This window comes from Parabacteroides chinchillae, from assembly GCF_900108035.1.
In the GTDB taxonomy this organism is placed as follows: Bacteria; Bacteroidota; Bacteroidia; order Bacteroidales; family Tannerellaceae; genus Parabacteroides; species Parabacteroides chinchillae.
Genome location: NZ_FNVS01000008.1, coordinates 61,302 through 86,986 on the forward strand (window position 1 = coordinate 61,302; position 25,685 = coordinate 86,986).

The following is a 25,685-nucleotide window of genomic DNA, read 5'->3' on the forward strand; positions in this document are numbered from 1 at the left end:
TTATTGACTGACAAAGATATTTAAAAGTTGACAGTTGACAAACGACGGTTGACAGATGTTTGATTCCTGTATAGAATATTAACTGTCGGTTAATCCGTCCAGTCTCCATGATCTTTTATTAATTGTACCAAACGTTCTACGGCTTCTTCTTCCGGAATGTTTTTCAATATACATTCTTTTCCTTTATATAGGCTGATTTGTCCCCGTCCGGCACCAACATAACCGTAATCGGCATCAGCCATTTCTCCAGGACCGTTTACGATACAGCCCATGATACCGATCTTCAGACCTTTCAGGTGCGATGTTGCCTCTTTGATACGGGCTATTGTTGTTTGCAGGTCGTATAATGTACGTCCGCAGCTCGGACAGGAAATATATTCCGTTTTGCTGATACGCAAGCGGGTAGCTTGTAATATACCAAACATGTATTTGTCTGCAACGGAGGTCTTGGTTCCTTCATTATGCAACATGATGCCATCTCCGAAACCGTCTAATAATAAAGTTCCGAAATCGGCAGCCGATTTTAACTGCAAGGCTTCTGTGTCTGTTTCCTGATAATCCCGGTGCAGTATAACCGGAATGTCGCAACCGGCCGATAATAGTTTATGCATGGCAGCACGTTCGGCACCAACCGCATTCCGATGATAAGTACTTAGAATTACAACTACGGTTTTGTCTTTTTGGAGGGTTTTGATCAGATTTTCGTTCAGGTCGCTGTTCGTTATGCGGATGAACTTCAGGGGTACGTCATAGTCTTTCAGTTCTTCTGCTTCGGAAGCAATAAAGAAAGGAAATGCATTCGGACGTTCTTTCCAGAAATGGGCATCTACCAACAGCTTGAAGTTGTCGGGCAGATTATCAGGATCCTCTTTGCCAATGTATATGTAGTCAGGTAAAGAAGAATGATCAAATTCAAAATTCCCATCACTGCGGTCGGAAATGACAATAGGAGGGAAGTTCCCTCCTATGCCTTCTACGGCACGGGTTTTACGGCGGGTCGCGGTTACCGGATCATAACCTGCGGATAAAGTGCCTACAATCGGTTTGTGCTCCCGGCGTTCCAATATATGTTCTACCAGTTTGCGGGCTACAGGTATCTCTGCTTCCGGATCTTCACTTAATGACACCCGGATCGTGTCACCGATACCATCAGATAATAAAGCTCCTATACCAACGGCACTTTTTATACGTCCATCTTCTCCGTCTCCGGCTTCCGTTACTCCTAAATGTAAAGGATAGGCCATGCCTTCCTGCTCCATCGTCCGTACTAATAAACGGACGGTCTTCACCATCACAACAGTGTTGGATGCTTTAATTGATATAACTACATCCGGGAAATGTTCGTCTTTGCAAATACGAAGAAATTCCATGCATGAGGCTACCATGCCTTCGGGTGTATCGCCATAGCGGCTCATAATACGATCGGACAGCGAACCGTGATTTACGCCAATACGGATGGCGGTTCCGTGTTTCTTGCAAATGTTAAGGAAAGGAACAAAGCGATCGCGGATTTTCTGTAATTCGGCTGCATATTCCTCGTCAGTGTATTCAAGATGACTGAAAGTTTTTACTTTGTCTACGTAATTGCCCGGGTTAATGCGGACTTTTTCTACTTCTTCTGCAGCGGCATCGGCTGCTTTGGGATTGAAGTGTATATCAGCAACCAACGGAGTGGTGAAACCTTGTGCGTTTAATTGTTTACGGATTTCTCCCAGATTGCGTGCTTCCCGTTCTCCTTGTGCGGTAAAACGAATATATTCTGCACCCGCTTCAATCATTCGTATTGCTTGATTGACTGATGCATCTGTGTCCATAGTAGATACATTTGCCATGGATTGGATGCGAATCGGATTTTTTCCTCCCATCGGAATGTTTCCGATATGAACAACAGACGATTTACGCCGGGTATAATTAAAATAATCCATAATTCAGTTGACAATTCAGTTGACAGGGGATAGTTGGCAGGTGACAGGTGCGCAAACGGTATTTGTGTTTACCTGTCACTAGCCAAGAGTCAACTAATTAGTTTTGTATTTAAAGGAAACCTGAGCTAATTCTTCATTTGCTTTCACGATTTTCTTTTTCAAATCTTCTTTGTATGCAACAAGCTTTTCCTGGAGTTGTTCATCTCCTACGGCAAGCATTTGTACTGCAAGGATACCGGCGTTAAGTGCTCCGTTAATTCCTACGGTTGCAACAGGGATTCCCGGAGGCATCTGTACGATAGCCAATAGGGCATCCATACCGTCTAACGAAGAGTTGATAGGTACACCGATAACCGGCAATGTCGTCATGGATGCTATCACGCCGCATAAATGGGCTGCCATGCCGGCTGCTGCGATAATCACTTTAATGCCGCGACTTTTGGCTCCTTTGGCAAAAGCCTCCACTTCTGCCGGAGTACGGTGGGCAGACAGTGCATGCATTTCGAATGGGATTTCCATTTCGTCAAGCAACTTGGCTGCTTTTTCCATAACGGGCAGGTCTGATGTGCTGCCCATTATTATACTTACAACAGGTGTCATATTCTCTTATTTTGCAATCAATTGTTCATAATCTGCCGCAGACAACAGTTCATTCACTTCTGATTTGTCTTTCAGAGAGATTTTGATCAACCAACCTTTACCGTAAGCATCTTCGTTAACCAATTCCGGTTTGTCTTCCAGTTCAGCATTAATTTCCAATACTTCGCCGCTAACAGGCATAAACAGGTCCGATACGGTTTTAACAGCTTCGATTGTTCCGAACACTTCTTCTTTAGCAACTTCTTCGCCTTCCGTAGTGATGTCTACATATACGATTTCGCCCAATTCGCCTTGTGCGTAATCTGTGATACCAACATAAGCAACGTCGCCTTCTACACGAATCCATTCATGGTCTTTTGTGTACTTTAAATCTGCAGGAAAATTCATAATTTTAGTGTTTTTATTAGATGAATAAATAGATATAACTTAATAACGAGGCTACAAATGTACATATAAATCCCAGACAAAAGCCTGCATATACCTGCATAGGTGTATGTCTTTGTAAAAAGATACGTGATGTACCTACCAAACCGGCTATCAGCAATATGGCAATGAAAGCCCAGAAAGGATTTATCATGTGTATGCGTGCAACTCCCATAATACCACCCAACAATCCGCCTACGCCAATGGCATGCGCACTTATTTTCCAGAAAAAATTAATGCTCAAGGCTATTACCAGTGAGACACAGACGCCTATCAGAAGCGCCAGGATCCAGAATGGCATCATCATCTTATAGAGGAAGAAGGTGCAGACCATAATGGAAGTTATGAAAATAAGGTAAGGAACAATGCGTTCTTTGCGGTCGGAAAGTTCCAGGTCGACAGCTGCTCCGTTTTTTACCATCAGCCAAATAAACACACCGGGTATAATTGCCGTAGAAACAAATGTACCTCCTAAAATCGTTAGCTTTACAGGGAGCGGGTATATGGCAAGGTAGGTGTAGGTAAGAGCCAATATGATCCCATAGGTCACCATAAGCAACGGATGGAATAGGATGGATGTTATATTAGCAAATAATCTCATGTTGTTTATTTATTAAATTTCTTTTCTGAGCCGGGCTACCGGTATATCCAGTTGTTCCCGGTATTTTGCAATTGTCCGGCGGGCTATTACATAGCCTTTTTCTTTCAGGATAGTGGCTAGTTCTTCGTCTGTCAGGGGCTTGCGTTTATCTTCGTTCTCAATATGTTCTTTCATGATCTTTTTTACCTCGCGGGTGGATATTTCTTCGCCACTGTCGGTTTGCATCGATTCGGAGAAGAAATATTTAAGCGGGTAAATGCCGAAGTTTGTTTGTACATATTTACTGTTGCTTACCCGCGAAATCGTGGAAATGTCATATCCGGCACGTTCTGCCACATCTTTCAGTATCATCGGACGAAGGGATGTTTCGTCTCCTGTCAGGAAAAAGTCGCGTTGTAACAGAATGATCGCTTCCATTGTGCGTTGTAAAGTTTCCTGACGTTGCTTAATGGCGTCAATAAACCATTGGGCGGAATCCAGTTTTTGTTTTACGAACTGTACGGCGTCGCGCATTTTAGCCGTTTGGTTTGCTTTGTTTCCTGCATAATCCTGAAACATTTCGGCATATTCGCGATTAATTCTTAAATCGGGAATATCGCGGTTATTCATGCTTAAGGTCAGCTCGCCATTGTTTGCTTCCACCAGAAAATCGGGTATGATCTGGCTCATGGCCACTTCCATAGACCCCCCCCAACTGCTTCCCGGTTTAGGATTCAGCATGGTTATTTCGTGAATTGCATTCTTAAGTGTGTTTTCGTCGATATCCAGTCCGCGTAGAATCTTATCGTAATGCTTGCGGATAAACTCTTCGAAGTATTCGGTCAGAATGTGTATTGCTAATGAATTGACAGGCGTTTGTTCGCGTTTGTCCAATTGGATCAGTAGGCATTCCTGCAGGTTACGGGCGCCTACTCCTGCGGGTTCAAAATCCTGAATGATGGAAAGAACCATTCCTATTTCGCCTTCATCCACTTCTTGTCCTGCCTGAAAAACCAAATCGTCGGCAATAGCAGACAGATCGCGTCGCAAATATCCGTCGTCGTCAATATTACCTATAATATATTCTGCAATTTTCAGTTGTTTTTCCGTTAAGTCACGTAGTCCGAGCTGTTGCAGTAAAAATTCGTTTAATGACTGGCTTGCCGAAAAAGGAACATCTTCTTTTTTTTCTATCCTGTCACTCATTTCGCGGAGCTTGTAGTCCGGTATATCATCTTCGCTCAGATAATCGCCAAGAGAAATATCCGTGTCTGTTTCTACCGGCATTATGTCTTCGGCGTTATCTTCTTCAGTCCGTTCAAAGTCGTCTAAAGGCTCGCGTCCTTCTTCCAGTGCCGGATTATCTTCCAGCTCATGCTTCACTCGCTCTTCCAGTTCAATGGCTGGAAGTTCCAGAAGCCTGATCAACTGTATTTGTTGAGGAGAAAGCTTTTGTTGTAACTTTTGTTGTAACTGTTGCTTCAACATAAATCTATAAATGCTAAATGTACGAAAATTATCCGCCCATATATATTACTTAGAACATGCAAATATAAGTTTTTACTGCAAGATTCGTGAACTCTTTTATAAAATTAAGACAGCGCATGCTTGTCGGTTGGAACTGATGGCAATTGAAACCGGGCAGAGGCCATTCGATAACCCTGTATTTATAATGTTTTTCTTGATGAAAAAGTAAGTTGACAATTATCGGCCAAGCGGCCGACAATTGTCAACCGCTTGGCTGACAGTTGTCGACCGTATGGTTGACGACTGTCAACTTACTATCTGTTTAGCATCTTTTTTTCATTTTTCCGCTTCGAAAGAGCGCATTGTCTGCAGAACTGTGTATATTTGCTTTAAATTAAATTTGCAATTATGAAGATCTCTTATTTTATTATTGCTTTTATATTTTGTTTTTGTACAAATATTCAGGCTCAGGAAAACTTAGGAAACGAATTTATGAAACAAGCTCAAACCAGTTTTGAGCAGAAAGATTATACAAAGGCGCGTTACCTTTATATCCGTGCTTATAATTCATTTGCAAACCAGGGAAAATATGCACAGGCGGTTGAATGCGGAACAAAAGGTGCTTTTCTCTATTACCGTGAGAATTATTATAAGGAAGCTTTTGAACTTTGCCGGCAAATGACGCAATTATTGCAGACAGAGGAACAAAAATCGCAAAATGTATTTTATGATGAGCGTTTCCAGATCACTAAAGAACGGTTGCAAATGTATATGAAGCTTAAGAATGCGGCTCAGGCCGAACTTCAGCTTGCCGAACTGAATAATTTAGCGAACCAGTCCAAAAGCAGCAAGCTTGCCGAAGACTTGTTGTATACCAAAGCGAGTTACTATTATGCCTTAGGGAAAAATGAACAGGGAGATGCGGCATTCCAAAAACTTATCAGCCAATACAGGGAAAAGAAAGAATACGATAAGGTGAGCGATTGCTACAGAAGCCTGATTAATATAGCTTTGAATTCCAACGATGCTCCGTTGATGAAGCGAACCTACGAGAAGTATATCGTTTGGACGGATTCGGTAAAAGCCTTCAATGCGCAGGATAAGTTGGGCGCATTGCAGATGAAATATGATGAGAGCCTGAAAACAATACAGGAAAAAGATAGCCAGTTGTCGGGTAAACAATATATGATAGTTGGCCTTACTACATTTGTTGTAATATTGATTGCAGCACTGTTGTTATTGATATTTATATTGTTGCGTTATTTGATACTCACTAAAAAACTGAAGAATATTATTAAGATAAATAATGAGCATAACGAACAACAGACTAAGTTTATACAAAGTATCTCCGAACAAATGGCTCCAACGTTGGATATGCTTGGCGTTTGTGTTGGCGAATTGCCGGCAACAGTGTCGCAACAAGCCGTATCTATAAAATCCCGTGTAGATGCTTTGAGGCAATTCGGGTTGAACATTCAGGAACTTTCTTCGCTGGAAGGTTCTTTAATGGAACCGTACGAAGTACAGTCCTTCAATGTAGGAAACTTCTGTAAGAAGACAATGGATAAGATCGTTGACGACGTTCAGCCGGAAGTGGAGACGGTAGTGGATGCTCCTGCTTTGGAAGTAAAAACAAACGCTGTACAATTAGAGCGTATCTTGTTGCACTTATTGAGGAATGCTGCAATCAATACTTCTTCGGGTAAAATTACACTAGAGTTTAAAAGAAAAGGCGCTCATCTCTGTAACTTTATAGTGACAGACAGCGGAACAGGTATTCCTGCAGAGCGTAGGGAAAGCATATTCAGGCCGTTTATGGAAGCAAAGGATTTGGCAGATGGTGATGGATTGGGCTTGCCTATATGTGCTTTGGTTGCTAATAAACTGAATGGAAACCTGTCTCTTGATATGGATTATAAAAGAGGATGCCGGTTCGTTTTGTCATTGCAGATTTAAAATAAAATAGATATTGGCAGAAAGGAGTTGTATCATCCGTGTTCCATGAATACGAATTTGATACAGCTCCTTTTTTGTTATTAATACCTGAAACTTCCTCCGCCTAAAAATTCTCTCAATAAAGAGGTTCCGGGTAATTCTTCATCCGGTATGTAATTAAAGTATCTCAAGAAGCGAAGCAATCTATAGGCTTCCGCATTTGTGCGGTCGCTCTCTTTGACTTCCGATAAAATCGGTTCGGCAAAGCGGCGGAGTGCAGCCAGTTCGTATAGCATGGCACTATTAAACATGGCGTCTGCATTTTCCTGGTAAGGGAATATCCATTTGTCTTCTCCGCGGCGTACGCTGGGCCATCTCGAAATGGTTTCTTGTGCCGAGTAACCACGGAAACGATAGTCGCGGATGATACGGCGAAGCAACCGGTTGTCTGTTGTCGGTATCCAGTTATGATTATCTAAAGAAATAGACGTCAAGACGGAAACATACACACGATATTTGTATTTGTCGTCTATAAACGCCGTAAGTTCCGGATTCAAAGCGTGGATGCCTTCGATAACAAGTATGGAATTGTCATGCAGTTTCAATTTTTTCCCTTTATAAATACGTGAACCGGTTTCGAAGTTAAAGCTGGGTAGTTCTATCTCTTCGCCGGCCAGCAGCTTCTTAAGATCACTGTTGAAATAAGGCAAATCGAGCGCGTAAAGCGACTCAAAGTCGTAATCGCCCGTTTCGTCTTTAGGTGTATCTTCCCGGTTCAGGAAATAATCGTCTAAAGAAATACCTACCGGATGCAGCAGGTTGGTGGTAAGTTGTACTTCCAGCCGTTTGCAGAAAGTTGTCTTTCCTGACGATGACGGGCCTGAAATCAGAACCAGACGTACACCGTCTTTATAACGGTGGGCAATTTCTTCGGCTATCTTTGCCACCTGCTTTTCTTGCATGGCTTCGGAAACAAGTATGATTTCGCGTGAAAGTCCCTTTTCAATGGCCAGGTTCAGGTCGCCTACATTGTTTAAACCCACAGTACGTTGTAAAGTAAGATGTTCTTTGTATGCTTCGAACATTTTGTCCTGAGGGATGACAGGTTCCAGTTCCAGGGGATTGCTCCGCTTGGGGATGCGGAGTAAAACACCGTCGGCATAAGGAACAATGTCAAACAGGTTTATATAACCCGTAGATGGAGTCAGACAACCATAAAAGAAATTTATATATCCGTCTAATTCGTAATATGAAGTGTACGACATTCCGGTTGTTTCTATTAAACGTGCCTTGTCATTCATTCCCCGTTCGCGGAACAATACGGCGGCATCTACGGTACGTACGGTTTTAAGATGGAAAGGAAGGTCGGCGTCGATAATTTCACGCATCCGTTTCTTTATTTTGTTTATCGTCTCCTGATCTATATCCTTGCCGTTGTGAATAACGCAGTAATAACCTTTGGAAATAGGATGTTCCAGATTTAACGTGGCACAAGGAAGAACATCGTTTACTGCTTTTGAAAAAATATGGCATAAGGAACGTACATAAGTACGCAATCCGGAAAGCTCCGTATAATCGACATATTCAATGTCTTTTGGCCTCCAGCATTTGAAATTCAATCCTTCTGTCCGGTTGTTGACTTGTGCGTTCATCGGACGATAATGAAGCGGAGCAGCAACGGCTGCATATATATCAAGTAGTGAAGATCCGACGGGAACTTCTTTGTAAACATTGTTATTTTTACAATAAATTGTAATTGTTTCAGACATTGTATCTCAGTTATTATTTATAATTTTGTCCCCTAAAGTTAGGAATATTAATCGGATATACATCCACTTAAACAAATTTTAAATGGACTATTCTTTTTTTGATTTTCTCCGGCTGATAGGGTCGCTGGCCTTGTTTTTGTTCGGAATGAAAATCATGAGTGAAGGATTGCAGAAGTTCGCAGGTGACAGTTTGCGAAGGATTTTAACCGCAATGACCACAAACAGGGTGACGGGCGTATTAACTGGAGTACTGATAACGGCATTGATTCAATCTTCATCGGCAACTACCGTGATGGTGGTAAGTTTTGTAAATGCAGGGTTATTAACGCTTACCCAATCAATCGGAGTCATTATGGGCGCCAACATCGGGACAACCGTTACAGCATGGCTTATTTCGGCACTCGGCTTTAAAGTAGACATCGCAGCATTCGCACTTCCTCTCCTCGCATTTGGGCTTCCGCTCTTCTTCTCCGGGAAAAGTTCCCGCAAATCATTAGGTGAATTTATTTTTGGTTTTGCATTTTTGTTTATGGGCCTTCAGGATTTGAAGGCAAATGCACCCGATTTGGGTGCGAATCCGGATATGCTGGCTTTTGTGCAAAACTACACGGATATGGGCTTCTTCTCCATTATTTTGTTTTTGTTTATCGGTGCCGTGCTGACTATGATAGTACAGGCTTCGGCTGCTACGATGGCAATTACATTGATCATGTGTGCAAACGGGTGGATAGACTATTATTTGGGCGTAGCTTTGGTATTAGGCGAAAATATAGGAACTACTATTACTGCAAACTTAGCGGCCTTAACAGGTAATACACAAGCGCGAAGGGCAGCTTTGGCCCATTTGGTTTTTAATGTCTTCGGGGTGATATGGGTGCTTGTTTTGTTCTATCCATTTACGAGTGCCGTGTCATGGTTTGTTACTAATGTTATGAAGATTACTGATCCTGCTGTTGCCGTTTCGTTTAAACTGGCAGCATTCCATACAGCATTTAATATCAGTAATACATTTATTATGATATGGTTTCTTGGTCTGATCGAGAAAACAGTTTGTTCATTGATTAAAGGAAAACCGGAAGATGAAGAATATCGTCTGCGCTATATCACCGGCGGCATGCTGTCTACGGCAGAACTTTCCATTTTGCAGGCTCATAAAGAAATTACGTTGTTTGCAGAACGCACGGCACGTATGTTCAACATGGTGAAAGAGTTGTTTTATGAAAAAAATGAAGAAGTTTTTCTTAAAACGTACGGACGGGTGGAGAAATATGAAAATATCAGTGACCGGATGGAAGTAGAGATTGCCAACTATCTTACGCAGGTTTCCGAAGGCCGTTTGAGTTCCGAGAGTAAAGAAGAAATCCGTATCATGCTGCGTGCTGTTTCTGAAATAGAAAGTATTGCCGACGCGTGTAACAATCTTTCCCGTACAATAAAGCGAAGAAATGAGTTCAATTCCGAGTTTTCTGATGAACAGAACAAACATATGGATCACATGTTTGATCTCGTGACGAAAGCATTGGAACGCATGAATATCGTTTTGCATAAGCCGGAACTGGTACATGACGATATCAACCCGTCTTATAATATTGAAAATGAAATCAACAATTACCGCAACCAGTTGAAGAATCGCAATATTGAGGACATTAACAATAAGAAATATCAATATCAGGATGGTGTATATTACATGGATATGGTTAGCGAGAGTGAGAAACTGGGTGATTATGTGATTAATGTAATGCAAGCCGTTGTAGATAAGAAAATATAATCTCCCAAACACGGAAAGTGATACGAAGACAGGGCTGCTTGTTCTATTTATTGCAACAAGCAGCCCTGCTTTTATATAATTGTTCAAAATAAGTGTAAATGTTTAGTATATTCGGCTGATATAGAAATGTCAATCCAGGCAAATACACATTTTTAGCCTGCTTCTTCCAAATGCGCTGCTGTATTTTTATGCCCGACGGAGTTCCGGGATAAAAGCATTATAAACAATATATAAAAACAGTAGCTTATGAAGTCAATTTTTACCCAAAGACAGTATTTCTTGCTTTTTGTTCTGATTCTGCTTGGTAATTTAGGGAAACCTCTTTTTGCACAAACAGAAGTCAGTTCTCAGAGCGAATTAGAAAATGCGGTGGCTGATGCGGCAGGAGGTACAACAGTTACAATTACACTTTCGAGCCAGTTTCCTTCTACGTTAGATAATGTAATAACTCTGGCAAATACCAATTCGAGCCGGATTGTTATCGATGGAAATAATCTGGAGCTTTTACCTAATCCGGGTAGCCGACATTTTAAGGTAACCAAAGGTGATGGTTTTATTGAATTCCGTAATCTGACACTGAGAGGTTATTACGATGAGAATGCCGGAACTCCTTCGCCTGCCGAAAGCGGTGGTGTGGAAATAGCTAGCGGAACCGGAGAGATTTCTTTCGGTAATGTTCATTTTACCCATATACGTAATTATGGAGCTATAAACGGAGCATTTAATAACCGGCTGAAAATAGAAAAGTCTACTTTCGAGTATAACTATAGCCCATTGGCCGGTGGAGCCTTGTGTTTTGAAGGAGGAATTAAGGCTTTGAATGTGGACTATTCCACATTCAACAGGAATAGTTCTAATGGTACCGGTTACAGCGGAGGTGCAATCAATGTAAAAGTAGGTGGCAGCGGTTCTGTTGTCGATATACGGAACAGTGTGTTTTTGTATAACAGTACGAAGCATCTGGGCGGAGCCATCGCTTTTCATATCGTAAATCCGCCGACGGCCAATTTCACAATCGATGCCTGTTATTTTGAAGGAAATAAAACAGTGAATCCGGGTGGCGCCAATTATGGCCCTTGGGCAGATGCTGGTGCGATTGGGTTATATTCAGATAATGGTGACCATAATTTTACGTTAACAAATTCGACATTTGTGTCTAATGAGTCGTATGATGACGGCGGTGCGCTGATGATACAAAACTGGGGCACAAATAGTAGTAATACGATCTCAAATAATACATTTTATAGTAATATTTCATGGGGACAGGGCATAATTTCCAATAATAATCCTCCTACAGATGCCGGTGGTGGAGCTATCCAGTTTTCTAAAAAGACGAAAGCCGATCTGAAGAATAATACATTTGTAGGGAATAAAGCCTCAGGGAAAAATAATCCTCAACTGACAGCTTTAGGTGGTTCACGGGGTGGCGCTATTGCTTATCATTATGATACCGGTTCGAATAAAGTTTATCCGGAATTGTCGATGGAAAACAATATTCTGGCCGGTAATTATGTGACGGATGAAAACGACGATATAATGCCGGGCGATTATGCGAATATTACTATTACAAGCCATGGTGTGCTTAATGATTTAGGAGGCAATATCGGTATTGACGATGGTATACCGTTGGCAAATAATGTTACGACCATGAATATCTTTGGAACTTCGACTCCGGTTTTACAAGACAACCAAAGTAACGTTTATGCCGGAAATCCGAATGACAATACAACCGGTTATTATGTATTACTGCAAACAATCCCTATTTTACCGAATGACAATGAAAGCATCTTTGGTTTGGCTGACGGTTCTGTTGTAACACCTTCACAACCTGCTGATCAAAGAGGTTATGCCAGGGTAAACGGTTCTTCGGATGCAGGTTCTGTAGAAATGCTTTGGGTCCGGTTTGATGCAAATGGAGGCAGATGGAACGGGTTGCCTTCGTTGAATTATACCGGTGTGGAATATTATGCCCAGGACGTGAATGTTAATACAAGCAAGTATTTTAAAATTACTCATACGGATGCAACGGTAACTTCTCCTTCTGCTGATCCTGTTCACGACACTTATACGTTTGGAGGATGGGTTTTAGACGATGGTAGCGATACACCTTGGAATCCTGCAACCCAAGTGGCGGAAAATGTAAAAGTGAAAGCTCTCTGGAACGGTGGTAATACCTACACGGTATCTTATCATGGAAATGAAAATACGGGCGGAACTGTACCTGCATCCCAACAGGTACAAGCAGGCACGATTTATACGGTTGCAGAGGACAAACCTTCCAAAAGAGGTTATTTGTTTGAGGGATGGAATAGTTCGGATGATAACAGGGTTTATCATGCCGGATATACGTTTACTATGCCCGAACAAAATGTTTCTTTAACAGCCTTGTGGAAAGAGATAAATATTCCCGGACCGGGAACGGATCCTGTGCCGGGTGTGGAATTGATGGATTTGGCAGCTGTTTGTCCGACAGAGAAGGTTGTCAGGGGTGAATTTAATACGCTTTATACCGATAATCCGATGCATTATGCTATTGCTTTTTCTGAAGATGCGAAGGCTGCAGGGTTTAAAGACCTGGAAGAATATATATTACTGCCGGCTGGATATTTTGTGTTTGAAGTTCTGGCTTCTGTACCGAACGGGCTTTATCAGGGAGTTTTGAAACTTAAATGTGAAGAGAATCCTCAACTGATAGAAGAATATCCGTTTGAATTTGAGGTATTGGAAGGTATACAGATATTGGAACATCCCCAGACTGTGGAATCTGTATGTAATGGCTCTGTCTTTGAGCTGACTGTATCGGCGGCCGGTCACGGGCTGGCTTATCAATGGTATCATAATGGACGCCCGATTTCCGGAGCAACCGGCAATGTATACGAAGCCGAGATTTCTAATGAAACAAAAGGAGAATATTATGTACAGGTGGCAGGAACTTGCGGTTATATAAATAGTGATACGGTTTACGTCATTCAGAATGCTTTACAAATACAAATAAAGTGGGATGATGTTTTATATGTTACCAATACGGATAGCCGGTATAAATCGTTTCAATGGTATAAAGACGGCATGCCGGTATCTACTTATGGTAATGGTATATATTATACGGATACGGAAGGTTTGAGAGGAAGCTATTCTGTGCGTGCATACTATCCGGATGGAAGTTTCGATGAGAGTTGCCCGGTTTATTTTGACGGACAAACAAAGTCGTCGTCTGTTCGTGTATATCCGAATCCGGTAAAACCGTATGAAACGATTACAGTTGAGATAAACGGTATGGAAGATAATCAGGCAAATGTGCCGATCTATATTTATGACATGTCGGGCGGCCGGGTTTATTCCGGTAAATCTGCTGGTCAGAGAACGGACATCGTAGCAGCTGTTCCATCCGGAAATTATATTGTACATATACGTCTGCATTCGGGTAAGGTATATACGCAAAAACTTATTGTAAAATAACATTTAAATCAGGAAATCATGAATAAAATATATTATCTGTTTGTTGCCATATCAGTAATGGCATTTACTGCTACCGCACAAGAAAGTGGTTCTTATATTTCGGTGACTGGCAATGTCGGTAGTTCTTCTTTAAATTATAAATTGAAAGGCATTGACGGGAACCGCGATTCGAAAGTGGGTTATGGAATGAATCTGGAATACAGTTATTTCTTTGATGAACACTGGGGAATCGCGTCCGGCCTGGGCTTTACCCATTTTAAAACGATGGTTTATACAAATGGAACCATATCGAAAGATGACTATTCCAGTCTTGGAATGCAGATAGACAATGATGATATATCCGGCAATCCGAAGGATTATGAGTTGAGAGCCCGCCTGGCAAACTGGGATGAGAAACAATATGGTTATTTTCTGGATATTCCGGTTATGGGAAAGTATCAGACGTGGTTTGGGGAAACTCAACGATGGGGAATGTACGCCGGACTTGGTGTTAAACTGCAATTCCCTATCCGGGCTAAATATTCATTTCTGGATAACAAAGAAACCAAGCTGAATGTATCAGGATATTATGCTCATATTCCTGAAGATGTCGGTGCACCGGGATTACAGCCGGTTCCGCAACATGGCTTCGGTACAACCGAAACTCCGGAAAATGTATTGAATGGGAAAGGGAATGCAAAATTACAGATGAGCGTGACTGGTTCATTGGAATTAGGCTTTATGGTTGACTTGGGCCAAAATATGGATTTGCTGTTAGGCGGTTATTTTGATTATGGATTTAATGATTTGAAGAAAAAGAAAAGTAAATCTTTATTGACGGCTCCTGAAAACTATCATCCGGATGCTGATAACAATGTAGGGAAAGGTATTTCTTACGATGGTTTGCTAAATACTCATTTTACGAATAAAGTAAACCTTGTTTCTTTTGGAGCCAAGATTGGTTTGCGCTTTAAACTATAACTCAATAATTGACGCAATTTAGTAAGTCTTTCTCAATTAGCGGTCGTTTCCTTTTGGAGGCGGCCGCTTCCCTTTAATACGGTGGATAAACTTTGCCGTTTGTTTATTTGTTTTTATAATAAAAAGAAATATTATCATGAGTAATATAAAAGAACAATACTGGCAATACTCACTTATTACGATTATTCTTGTTCTGGGCATTATCTTGTTTTTGAAAATAACGCCTTTTCTTGGCGGATTACTTGGTGCGGTTACAATTTATACTCTGGTTCGGAAGCAGATGTTGTATTTGACGGAAAAAAGGCGTTTTCGCCATAGTTGGGTAGCTCTGCTGATGTTGGGAGAAGCCGTGCTTTGCTTTCTTATTCCGATCTCACTGGCTGTGTGGTTGTTGATAAATAAAATACAATATGTCAACTTAGATACGGGTGCATTGATAAGTAATGCACAACATGTAATTGATCTGATTCAGCAGAAAACAGGGTTTAATGTATTGGATAAAGAGAACCTGATGTCGGTAGCCGGAATACTTCCTAAGATAGGACAAGCGCTGATGGGGAGTATCAGCAGTTTTGTGGTAAATATTGTTGTATTGCTTTTTGTCCTGTATTTCATGTTGATAGGAGGACGTAAAATGGAAAGCTATATATATGATATATTGCCTTTTAACCCGAAGAATAAATCAAGCATACTGAGTGAAATCAATATGATAGTAACTTCCAATGCCATAGGCATTCCTTTGTTGGCAATTATTCAGGGGTTAGTGGCATTGATCGGCTATTTTATATTCAAGACATCTGATCCTGTCCTGTTTGGTTTTCTCACGTGTATAGCAACTATCATCCCTATTGTGGGAACAGCATTGGTTTGGTTCCCTTTGGTTGTTTATATGGCTTTGACAGGCGATTGGATTAATGCAATCGGGCTGACAATCTATGCACTTGTAGTAATTACGAATGTAGATAATCTGATCCGCTTTATTCTACAGAAGAAAATGGCGGACACACATCCGTTGATTACTATATTTGGTGTAGTTATCGGTCTATCTTTATTCGGATTTATGGGTATTATTTTTGGTCCGTTACTATTGTCGATATTCTTTTTATGTGTTGATCTCTTTAAAAAAGAATATCTCGATAATAAGCAAAGTTCATAATCCGGACTCTAAAAAACTTTGTAATATACGTGCATGATTATGCACCGGTTCTTCATATACCCGTTTGATCTTAACCTGTGTCATTGTTTTGCCTTTTTTGTATGTTATAAAACCAGGAGAGTATTGCTAAAAGGGCTAATCACGTACACCCATAAATTTGAAAGGTTGGGTCGGTTTGAACTCCTTGGCGGCATTACCGTGGTAAGTTTCGCCGTTGGCAATAGACAATTTGAGCACCGGAGCACCTGCTGATAAGTCTAAATCCCGTAGCTTTACCCAGAAAGTATTGGGAGTTAAGCTTGATTCAAAAAAGTAAATAAGATTCTTGCTTTCAGAGACTGTTCTCCATTGTGTAGTGGATATCTCCGGACTTTGGGGGGTGGATATGCCGTAAGGCACAGAGGCGTTGCGTATAACACTGAATATGCTGGCGATAACTATTTTCTCATCGTCCGTTTTAGGTAGTGCATCTATATAAAAGCTGGCTCTTGCAAAGCGGTCGGATGCACGATTCGTACCCGGTAAAAAGCTAAGTCCTCCGATTGATTTCCAATATTCGTTAAGAGCCAGCTGCTTATTATATGTTGGCGAGTTGGTCATCACTTTATATTCTTTACTGTGGTAAACGGTTAGTTTTCCATCTATATACTCGAATATGGCACAGTCGCTTGTTGCATCCGAAACAGACAGATGTAGTGTGGCCAAGCGGGAACCATCCGGCATCATATCCGATACTACCTGAAATGTGTCTTCCTTGATAAAAGAAACCGCTTCTTCCACAGTTGCAAAATTATCCAGCATATATTGTACCCATGCCGTTATGGTAAGCCCCGGTTTGTTTTTATCTCTGACCGGATATTTGGTTTCGGGCAACCAGAGTAAATTGGCAACCAACCCTTTCTCGTTCATTCCGTCCGTGCTTGCTATTTCGAAAGCTGAAGTAACCACACTGCCATATCTGGAAGTCCATTTCAGGGAATTAGCTCCAGCCTCTCCGTTACGCTCCATTCCTTTGGGGAATACCCAGAGATTGCTATGCATTTCTGTCTTCCAATCCATTGTCCGGCCGGTTGCTACCATCCCGTTTGTTCCTGAATAAACTACTCTTGTACACATAATTTTGAACTATTACTATTTTCCGTGAATCTTTTATTAGTGTATTAACAATGGAAAATCAGTAAAGTTTAATCTGGGTACATGGAGTAGTGAAGTGCTGTTTCCGGTAACTCGCCCTGCGCCCTCCTGTTGCAGTTATCCCTGTTATTGTTTCTTGTTTAAGAAACGTTTTGTCAGATATTTCCGAACAGGCTCATCATAGAGTTTCAGGCATAGATATGCTATCAGTATATTCCATGCGTAAACGCACAAAGCGACTTGCCAGGTCTGGCCGAAAGTGAAAAGCTGATTTTTGATCAACCACGCATAGAATAAATACATAAAAGGATAATGTATCACATAGAGCGGATAAGATATATCCCCCAAGAATTTACATATCTTTGCAGATTTCTTGTCTGTCGTACTTCCGGATGCTCCTAGCCAGACGAGGATGGGGAAAGCTATAATTATACAAAATGCTTCATAAATACCGTTTGTACAAACCGTTCCTTTTCCTCCCAGATAAGGCACAGAGAACAAGGCTATCAATATAATTGTGCATATCCAGAACGCTCCTCTCAACTTAAAAGGCTTGAAATTGCGCGACAGGAGCATACCCATTGAGAACGGGAAAAGCATCCTTAATAATCCGCCCACAAAGTTTACACCGTCCAATGTCCAACCCACTCCTATGTTTCCATAACCGGAGACATCAAAAATGGCAAATGATGCCAATGCCACTCCCGACAATACAACAAGTACGGTCAGCACCTTGTTTGACAAGCGACGGATAAATAAGGCATAAAGGATATTGCCTATATATTCAAAAAACAACGACCAGCAAGGTCCGTTCAACGGGAACATTTCGCCATTTCCACGGACTTCGTAACCTACCCCCGGCATTGCAGGAATAAAAAATATCGTACAAAGCAGAGATAACATTATCATCGATATGGCGACATGCGTTCCGTCCCATTGCACACTGCCTTGAAGGCAGAATGTAATAACGCCCAGGACAGCTCCCATAATTACCATAGGATGAAGACGTATCAAACGACGTTTAAAGAAATCTTTCATTGTAAGATTCTTGCCCCAGCGATCATCATAAGCGTAACCGATAACAAAACCTGAAAGGATAAAGAAAAAATCTACGGCTAAATATCCGTGGTTGAAGCTCTCGATCATGGTACCTCCGGCAAAAGCGTAGCCTTCAAAGATATGATACCATATGACCATAAGAGCCGCCACGCCACGAAATCCGTCAAGAAGGTCATAATGCGCTTTGGTGTCTGCAAAAGCTGCAGAAGAAATGTTCGACATTTGTTTTTTGTTATTTAATTAATATTTCCAGACGACAAAGATACGGCTTGCAAAACGAAATTTTTTACTCAAAAGCAAAAAAGGTCGGCAAATATCTATTTGTTAGCCCGTATGTGCCCTTTACCGGGGATCATGGCATTATAAAACAAATGCCAAGTGTTGATTGGCGGCAAGCCGAAGCCTTCCAGTCGTCATCGGCAAGCAACTCGGTCTTCCATTGTTCGCATTGCGTGGCAAAATTTTCAGACTCATTTGCCATTGCGACATTTTCAATTTCTCGCGCGCGTTTACTCTCTCATTATTTCCTTTCCTTTGTGTACTTAAAGCATTATTTTGTAGGGTTTTGTCAGTAATAATCGGGATTATTGCAGGATTAATTATTTTCATTTTTTTTGCGATTGACTGATTTATACTACGTTCCTATTTTGTCAATACAAAGCGTTTCTGAATGGTTTTAGAGGTGAGAATGTGCTTGGATGAGAATATCCCTTGATGAAAAAGGTCTATTTCAAGCATAAAAAGAAGGTATTCCAGCGTTTTTTTTGTTTGTCTATATCCAATTGCTCGGATAAATCGAACAGATAATCGTCCATAACTTCTATGTAATAACTATTGGCATAAATGTCGCAGAGTAACGTGATATAAAGCATAACCCCATCCGCACCGTATTTCCTTACCACGATTTATCCACCGATAATATGCTTGAAACGGCTATTTTCTGCTACCTGCCAGAAAAAAAAAGAAATCCCTGATAATCAGACATTATCAGGGATTTGCTTGATTTCTCTTTTGTTTTCAGTGATCCGCCTGGGGTTCGAACCCAGGACCCCATCCTTAAAAGGGATGTGCTCTACCTGCTGAGCTAGCGAATCATCCTAATGCGTTACTTCTGTAATGCGGGTGCAAAGGTAGGGAAATTTTTTATATATGCAACACTATGCGCATTTTTTTTACTTTTCAGGCTCTGTTTTTTCGCCTGATGCTGTTGGATTCTTTTTCTTTTTATCAATTACACTACTTTCTTCCATGAGGATAAAACGTTTGTAGTAGGATAAAAACAGGGTGGTAAGCGGTAAGGCTACAATCAGTCCGACAAAACCGAGCAAGGTTCCCCAAATAGATAAAGACAATAAAATAATGGCAGGATTCATTCCCATAGCTTTTCCCATGATACGGGGGGTAAGGTATAAATCCTGTATGCATTGTACGATTCCCAGAACTAAAATGCCGGAACCGAATATCATCCAGAAGTTTTCCCCTGTCTCTGCTGATTTAAGGAGGCTCAACAAAACCATGGGGATTATTCCGATTGCTTGCATGTATGGAATCAGATTAAGGAATCCAATAAACAAACCTAACACTACGGCCAGCGGAAATCCTACGATTTTGAATCCGATAGCAAATAAGATCCCAACGCACAGCGCTATTAATGATTGTCCGCGGAAGTAGCGGTTCATACTATATTCTACATCCTCGGCCAAGTCTTGAACGAATGGACGGTAACGCGATGGTATTAAATGAATCCATCCATTGGCAATGCGTTCGTAATCCAGTAAAATGAATATAAAATACAGGAAGATTACAAAGATAATTGTAATACTGAAGAGGACGGAAAAAGTATTTGTCAATAATACCCACATTTGGGGAGCAATTTGTTTAATTGCATTTTCGATATTTTCTTTGCTCATTATCTGTACCAACTGTTCCGGGTCGACATGCTTGTCTATAAATTCTACCCAGGCACTTGGTAGTAAAGGTATATGATTATAACCGTTATGTTCTTTCATGAGTTCAAGCGTCCGGTTTATCTCTTGCGTGACAGACGGCACTACTATTATTCCCATTAATGCAATAATCAATATGGTGGATAATAATACTGCGATAATTGCTAGTATACGGCTTTTTAATTTCATTTTATATTGGAAAAACCGGACAAATGGTTGCATCAGGTAAGCAAGTAGCCAGGCGATAAGAAAAGGCAATAAGGCATTACGCAATAGTGCGATCAGGTAGATAATGCCGGCAAGGGTTGCTACGCTGAACAGAATGCGCACTACTCTGTCGAATGTAAACGGTTTATCGAATAGTGGGTTCATATTTAATTTTTTATCTTTGCCACAAAGATAGTAAAGTAAAATAGATTGAGATGATACACATTAAAATATTAGGCTTCTGCTTGTTGATTTGCTTATGTTGGCCTGCAAATGCACAGACTTCGCAACCCGTAAAACAATTATTACGTAATCCGTATATGAAGGGAGCGACATTCTCTCTTGTTGTAAAGGATTTGCAGGACGGGAAAATTGTACATAGTTATGAAGAAGACAGGCAGGTTTCTCCTGCTTCTGTGATGAAGACAGTTTCTACGGCTACTGCCCTTGAAATTTTAGGAGAAGACTATCGTTTTCCTACTTCATTGGAATATGATGGCATTATTGAAAACGGTGTGCTGAAAGGCAATTTATATATTAAAGGCAGCGGCGATCCTTCATTAGGATCTTCCCATTTCGGGCAAGAAGCCAATTCGTTTCTTCCAACCTGGGTCAATGCTATTCATAAAGCCGGCATACGCAAGATAGAAGGAGCTGTTATTTCCGACGAAAGTATCTTTGATTCCGAAGGCTCTTCTATCAAATGGCTGCGTGAGGATATGGGTAATTATTATGCACCCGGAAGTTACGGCATTTCAATATTTGATAATATGTATAGGCTATCGTTTAAAACCGGATTGGCGGGCAGTAAACCAGTGTTGGTTGACAGTGATCCCGATGTTTCGTATATCCGTTTTCATAATTATATGACGGCAAGTCCTGTGTCGTCTGATAGTGCATATATTATTGGTGCTCCGTTTTCATCGGAACGTTATTTGTATGGAGTGTTACCGGCTAATAGAGACCGTTATCAGTTGAAGGGCGATATTCCTGATCCTGCTTTGTTCATGGCACAATATCTGACTGATGTGTTAGGTAATGAAGGAATTATGGTTTCGGGTACGCCTTCGTGCTACCGGATAGAGAAAGAAGAGGACAGGTGGAATGACAATGCGGGAAAGACTGTGATTGTGACTACTTATTCTCCGGCTTTGGCTGAAATAGCGAGTGTTACAAACCACGTAAGCCATAACTTATTTGCTGATGCGCTGCTGAAAACGGTGGGTTTGCAATATAAGCCGAAGAAAAATGAGGTGATCTCTTCTTTTGAGCGAGGCGTGCGTGTCGCAAAAGAATATTGGGAGAAGAAAGGTATAGATACGTTTCCCTTGTGGATGTATGACGGTAGCGGATTAGCGCCAGCCGATAAAGTTTCTGCCCGTTTTATTACGGATATGTTGGTATATATGGCCACAAAGTCGGGTGTTTCTGATGCATTTATTGCTTCTCTGCCGCAACCTGGTCTGGAAGGTTCGGTTCGCAATTTTTTAAAAGGCTCGAAGCTGCAAGGCAAATCACGTTTAAAAAGTGGCGGTATTACCCGTGTTAGAAGCTATGCCGGTTATATTACCGTAGGCGGAAAGAAGTATGCGGTTGCTGTTTTCTCCAATAACTATTCATGTAATATGGGACAAATGACAAAAGAGCTGGAACGGCTGCTGTTGCAGTTGTTTTAAGTTCCAGACGCACGGAAAAACCGGTCGACCATTAGTATAGAATTTAAGCATCGGCTTTCAGCCGGCAGATAGGAAAAAACATTGGTTGCTGAATTATTCCTTTTCGTTCTTAACCGGGCTTCCTCATTAGCTGTACGTCCCTTGACGTTCTCTGTCGTTGTTATTTTTCCGGCAAAGGTAATGTCGGGCATGTACGCTAATGCAAGGTCAAGCCTCCGGTTTAATAAAAAATCTTGCATTAGCTATGCCCTCTACCTTTTGAGCCGTCGAAACAACTTCCATCGAATCTTGGAGCTGCAACATTTCAAAAGTACATATTTGCAGATTTATAAATATACAGATTTTAAGGCAATAACGATCTTTGTCCCAGAAATTCCATAAACTTCTGTTTATAGTTGTCGGAGATGGGAATATATTCTTTGCCGAATACGATGCGGTTACGCTCAATAATTTTTATCTTTTCGGGTTGTACGATAAATGAACGGTGCACGCGGATGAAATGATCTGCCGGCAACATCTCTTCCATCGACTTCATACTCATTAACGATAGGACAGGACGGGGCTCGTCTTCAACATATATCTTTATATAGTCCTTCAGGCCTTCGATGTAGAGTATCTTGCGTAGCTCTATCTGTACCAGCTTGTATTCTGTCTTGACAAAAATGCTTTCGATGGAAGAAGGTGCGGATGAGGTTGTTTGTATATGTTCGCTATCCGGTTTGGTTGCCGCCTGTTCGTTGCTTTGCAATAGCTCATACCATTGCAGCGCCTTATTTGCAGACTTCAGGAAGTCCGGGTAACTGATGGGTTTCAGCAGATAGTCGAGGGCATTAACCTTGTAGCTGTCTACTGCATATTGCTCAAAAGCTGTTGTGAAAATAATACGGATGCCTGTGCCCAATATTCGTGAAAACTCCATACCGCTCAACTCTGGCATCTGAATATCCAGGAATAACAGGTCGACAGGTTTGATGCTAAGCTCAGGTAGCGCATTGACGGCGCTATTGTATTTACCATGCAGTTCCAGGAAAGGAGTTTTCAATACATAGCTTTCCAGCAGGCTTACAGCCAACGGTTCATCATCTATTATGGCACAAGTTAACTCCATTATAATTTCAATTCTAACGTACAATTATACACTTCTCCTTCCCGTCCGTATGTGAAGATATGACGGGAGGGATAAAGTAATTCCAAACGGCGTTGGAGATTGAGAAGCCCGATGCCCGAACCGCTTTTGTCTTGCGTGGCATCTTTGGGAAAATAACTGTTGCGGATGGTGCAGGTAATGCGGTCTTTTTCCTGATATATATCTATGTCTATAAAAGACGGCTTGTTGTTGCTTACACCATGCTTAAATGCGTTCTCGATAGGAGAGATAAATAGTAACGGAGCTATTGATACGCCTGTTGTATCTTCCTGGATATTTGTTTTGAGTTGGACATGTTCCGGCAGGCGGATGCGCATCAACTCTACATAGTTGCGGACGAAGTCTAAATCTTTTTCAAGCGATACAAGTGGCTGGCTGCTTTCATAAAGTACGTAACGAAGCAGGCGGCTCAGGTCGTGTACGGCCCCTTGTGCCCGTTCGGGGCTAATGGCAATCAGACTGTAAATATTATTCAGTGTATTAAAAAGGAAGTGCGGGTTAAGCTGGCTTTTCAGGTTCTGCAACTCGGCTTCAGCGCGGCTTGCCTCCAGCTCTTTGCGCATAGATTCCATTTCGTACCATCCACCGGTCATTTTTATGGCAACGCTCAGCCCGGCTACCAATGTGTAGAGGAAGACGTTTACGACTAAGAAACCTACTACGTCCTGCCATTCACGTTCCGGTCGGGGATGATGCCATTCCGGGGGAGGAAGTAACTGAAAGACCAAGTGCACCGCAACCATTGTAAAAGCTATCAACAGTATGTTGCTGGAAAAGAAACGCCACGGATGCTTTGAGAACAAAAAACGATTCACCAGCAGCAGGTAGTTTACGTAGAACACAAGCATAAACGACAACGGAACTATTTCCGAACGGACATAGTTTAGCAGGTTCAATTCTTGTTGTTGCTTGCCGGTGAAGAAGAACGGGAGGCCGAACAGTAATCCCCAGGCTACAATATGAATCAGACGTCCGACTCCTTTGTAGGGCGGCTTTGCCGGTATTGCTATGTTTTCTGTTGCATTCATAAAAACAAAGATAGTTAATTGCTATTGTTTTATATAGTATCTGGTCGTGTTTTTGTCGGTAAGTAGTAACCGTTCGACGGCCGCCGGACAATCGTCCGCTGCCCGGAGAACAGTCGTCCGGCGGTCGTCGAACGGTTGTCCGCTGACTGGAGAACGATTATTTGCTTGGCACAAAGTGGCTACTTCTTCTTTATATAATACTTAAAGGAACCGGAACTTATTCGTAACGTATGGCTTCAATCGGATCGAGTTGCGCCGCTTTTTTGGCCGGATACCATCCAAAGAATACACCGGTTACGGTACAAACTGCGAACGAAAGAACCACGCTCCACGGCTGAATGTAGATTGGGAAATGGGCAACCCCGTTAACAACAAGGGCTGCCCCGACACCCAATACTACGCCTATTAAACCGCCAGTTACACTTATAAGTATGGATTCTATCAGGAATTGCGCCAGTATATCGATGCCTTTGGCTCCGATACTCATACGGAGACCGATCTCTCGGGTGCGTTCCGTAACGCTGACGTACATAATATTCATAATGCCAATTCCACCAACGAGCAACGAAATACCCGCCACAGCCGCCAACAACACTGTCATCATGTCCGTAGTACTTGTCAACATCGTGCTCAGCTCCTGCTGGCTACGGATTGTAAAGTCGTCATCTGCACCTTCTTTCAACTTGTGGTTGCGGCGGAGTATCTCCGTTATCTCATCAATGGCCTGGTCGGTGTATTCTTCTTTTAGGGCCGAACAGGTAATGCCCTGCAAATGGGTAATGGCCAGAACTTTCTTTTGTATAGTTGTGTATGGAGCTAAGATTAGATCATCCTGGTCCATTCCCATGCTATTATATCCTTTGCTTTCCAGCACTCCAACGATGCGGAAAGGTAGTTTCTGAAATCTGATTACTTTTCCTACCGAATTTTCTCCTCCCGGGAAAAGATTGTCTACAACGGTTTTACCTACGACACAAACCTTGGCTGCGGTTTGTATATCCTGTTCGGTAAACATGTCTCCGTCTTGTATCTTATAACGGCGGATGTACAGATAATCGGGGCTGACGCCATAAACGGTAGTCGGGGCATTATTGGCTCCGTAAATGGCTTGTCCGCTACTGTTTACCGTTGGGGAAGTGTATGAAACGAAACGTGTTTCGTTTACTATGTCTTCGTAGTCGTTGAGCTTTAGAGTCTCCATTGCGGAAGCATCCTGGCGTACGCCACCCCGGATGTCGGCTCCCGGGTGGATCATTATCATATTAGATCCCATTTCGCTTATCTGTGCCTGTATGCTTCGCTTCGAGCCTTGCCCGATGGCGAGCATGGTAATGACGGATGCCACGCCGATAATGATGCCGAGCATTGTCAGGAATCCGCGCATTTTGTTATTGGCAAGTGCCCTGAGAGCTATCTTTATTAAGTTTGTCCCGTTCATTTTTGCTTTAT

The 25,685-nt window shown here is 41.8% G+C and carries 20 protein-coding genes and 1 tRNA gene; 6 read left to right on the forward strand and 15 right to left on the reverse strand.

Annotated elements, in window-relative coordinates; genetic code table 11:
• Positions 1 to 89: 89 nt before the first annotated feature.
• The 5 genes from C4S38_RS07820 to rpoN all read right to left on the reverse strand — a co-directional run bounded on the left by C4S38_RS07820 (position 90) and on the right by rpoN (position 5,016).
• Positions 90 to 1,925, reverse strand: a complete 1,836-nt coding sequence (locus C4S38_RS07820; protein ID WP_103983258.1) for a 4-hydroxy-3-methylbut-2-en-1-yl diphosphate synthase — start codon at positions 1,923 to 1,925, stop codon at positions 90 to 92.
• Positions 1,926 to 2,018: 93 nt separating this feature from the next.
• The gene (purE, locus tag C4S38_RS07825; RefSeq protein ID WP_099463928.1) at positions 2,019 to 2,525 is read right to left on the reverse strand and encodes a 5-(carboxyamino)imidazole ribonucleotide mutase; all 507 of its coding nucleotides are present in this window, start codon (positions 2,523 to 2,525) and stop codon (positions 2,019 to 2,021) included.
• Positions 2,526 to 2,531: 6 nt separating this feature from the next.
• Positions 2,532 to 2,912, reverse strand: coding sequence for a glycine cleavage system protein GcvH (gcvH, locus tag C4S38_RS07830; RefSeq protein WP_099463927.1), 381 nt, complete (start codon positions 2,910 to 2,912; stop codon positions 2,532 to 2,534).
• Positions 2,913 to 2,928: 16 nt separating this feature from the next.
• Positions 2,929 to 3,549 (reverse strand): phosphatase PAP2 family protein, encoded by a 621-nt coding sequence (locus tag C4S38_RS07835; protein WP_103983259.1) that lies wholly within the window; start codon positions 3,547 to 3,549, stop codon positions 2,929 to 2,931.
• A 12-nt stretch (positions 3,550 to 3,561) separates the two neighbouring features.
• Positions 3,562 to 5,016 (reverse strand): RNA polymerase factor sigma-54, encoded by a 1,455-nt coding sequence (gene rpoN, locus C4S38_RS07840; protein ID WP_103983260.1) that lies wholly within the window; start codon positions 5,014 to 5,016, stop codon positions 3,562 to 3,564.
• 387 nt (positions 5,017 to 5,403) lie between these two features.
• Between rpoN and C4S38_RS07845 the strand changes: the two genes are divergently transcribed.
• Positions 5,404 to 6,951 carry a sensor histidine kinase gene (locus tag C4S38_RS07845; RefSeq protein WP_103983261.1) on the forward strand — a complete coding sequence of 516 codons (1,548 nt, stop codon included), beginning with the start codon at positions 5,404 to 5,406 and terminating at the stop codon, positions 6,949 to 6,951.
• Between the two features lie 80 nt (positions 6,952 to 7,031).
• Here C4S38_RS07845 and C4S38_RS07850 read toward each other — a convergent pair whose 3' ends face one another.
• Positions 7,032 to 8,699: a nucleoside kinase gene (locus tag C4S38_RS07850; protein WP_103983262.1), complete on the reverse strand. Its 1,668-nt coding sequence runs from the start codon at positions 8,697 to 8,699 to the stop codon at positions 7,032 to 7,034.
• 82 nt (positions 8,700 to 8,781) lie between these two features.
• Here C4S38_RS07850 and C4S38_RS07855 point away from each other — a divergent pair, with 82 nt between their 5' ends.
• The 4 genes from C4S38_RS07855 to C4S38_RS07870 all read left to right on the forward strand — a co-directional run bounded on the left by C4S38_RS07855 (position 8,782) and on the right by C4S38_RS07870 (position 16,039).
• Entirely contained in the window at positions 8,782 to 10,467 is a 1,686-nt protein-coding gene (locus C4S38_RS07855) for a Na/Pi cotransporter family protein (RefSeq protein ID WP_103983263.1), read from the forward strand.
• A gap of 246 nt (positions 10,468 to 10,713) precedes the next feature.
• On the forward strand, positions 10,714 to 13,923 hold the full coding sequence (locus C4S38_RS07860) for an InlB B-repeat-containing protein (RefSeq protein WP_103983264.1): 3,210 nt from the start codon (positions 10,714 to 10,716) through the stop codon (positions 13,921 to 13,923).
• 18 nt (positions 13,924 to 13,941) lie between these two features.
• Positions 13,942 to 14,883: an outer membrane beta-barrel protein gene (locus tag C4S38_RS07865; protein WP_103983265.1), complete on the forward strand. Its 942-nt coding sequence runs from the start codon at positions 13,942 to 13,944 to the stop codon at positions 14,881 to 14,883.
• A gap of 136 nt (positions 14,884 to 15,019) precedes the next feature.
• Positions 15,020 to 16,039, forward strand: a complete 1,020-nt coding sequence (locus C4S38_RS07870) for an AI-2E family transporter (RefSeq protein ID WP_103983266.1) — start codon at positions 15,020 to 15,022, stop codon at positions 16,037 to 16,039.
• A 135-nt stretch (positions 16,040 to 16,174) separates the two neighbouring features.
• Here C4S38_RS07870 and C4S38_RS07875 read toward each other — a convergent pair whose 3' ends face one another.
• From C4S38_RS07875 to C4S38_RS07900, 6 genes are all read right to left on the reverse strand, one after another.
• Positions 16,175 to 17,155 (reverse strand): linear amide C-N hydrolase, encoded by a 981-nt coding sequence (locus C4S38_RS07875; RefSeq protein ID WP_103983267.1) that lies wholly within the window; start codon positions 17,153 to 17,155, stop codon positions 16,175 to 16,177.
• Positions 17,156 to 17,299: 144 nt separating this feature from the next.
• Positions 17,300 to 18,454, reverse strand: coding sequence for an acyltransferase family protein (locus C4S38_RS07880; protein WP_103983268.1), 1,155 nt, complete (start codon positions 18,452 to 18,454; stop codon positions 17,300 to 17,302).
• A 138-nt stretch (positions 18,455 to 18,592) separates the two neighbouring features.
• On the reverse strand, positions 18,593 to 18,841 hold the full coding sequence (locus C4S38_RS16040) for a hypothetical protein (RefSeq protein ID WP_103983269.1): 249 nt from the start codon (positions 18,839 to 18,841) through the stop codon (positions 18,593 to 18,595).
• Between the two features lie 116 nt (positions 18,842 to 18,957).
• Positions 18,958 to 19,134 (reverse strand): Lin1244/Lin1753 domain-containing protein, encoded by a 177-nt coding sequence (locus tag C4S38_RS07890; RefSeq protein ID WP_146059462.1) that lies wholly within the window; start codon positions 19,132 to 19,134, stop codon positions 18,958 to 18,960.
• Positions 19,135 to 19,253: 119 nt separating this feature from the next.
• Positions 19,254 to 19,326 (reverse strand) — tRNA-Lys (locus C4S38_RS07895).
• A gap of 78 nt (positions 19,327 to 19,404) precedes the next feature.
• Positions 19,405 to 20,550, reverse strand: coding sequence for an AI-2E family transporter (locus C4S38_RS07900; RefSeq protein ID WP_103983271.1), 1,146 nt, complete (start codon positions 20,548 to 20,550; stop codon positions 19,405 to 19,407).
• Positions 20,551 to 20,600: 50 nt separating this feature from the next.
• Here C4S38_RS07900 and dacB point away from each other — a divergent pair, with 50 nt between their 5' ends.
• Positions 20,601 to 22,061: a D-alanyl-D-alanine carboxypeptidase/D-alanyl-D-alanine endopeptidase gene (gene dacB / locus C4S38_RS07905; protein ID WP_103983272.1), complete on the forward strand. Its 1,461-nt coding sequence runs from the start codon at positions 20,601 to 20,603 to the stop codon at positions 22,059 to 22,061.
• A 343-nt stretch (positions 22,062 to 22,404) separates the two neighbouring features.
• Here the strand turns inward: dacB and C4S38_RS07915 are convergent, their stop codons facing one another.
• The 3 genes from C4S38_RS07915 to C4S38_RS07925 all read right to left on the reverse strand — a co-directional run bounded on the left by C4S38_RS07915 (position 22,405) and on the right by C4S38_RS07925 (position 25,674).
• Entirely contained in the window at positions 22,405 to 23,169 is a 765-nt protein-coding gene (locus C4S38_RS07915) for a LytR/AlgR family response regulator transcription factor (protein WP_103983274.1), read from the reverse strand.
• Entirely contained in the window at positions 23,169 to 24,236 is a 1,068-nt protein-coding gene (locus C4S38_RS07920) for a sensor histidine kinase (RefSeq protein ID WP_103983275.1), read from the reverse strand. Before C4S38_RS07920 ends, C4S38_RS07915 begins: the two co-directional genes overlap by 1 nt.
• A gap of 217 nt (positions 24,237 to 24,453) precedes the next feature.
• Entirely contained in the window at positions 24,454 to 25,674 is a 1,221-nt protein-coding gene (locus tag C4S38_RS07925) for an ABC transporter permease (protein ID WP_103983276.1), read from the reverse strand.
• Between the last annotated feature and the right edge of the window lie 11 nt (positions 25,675 to 25,685).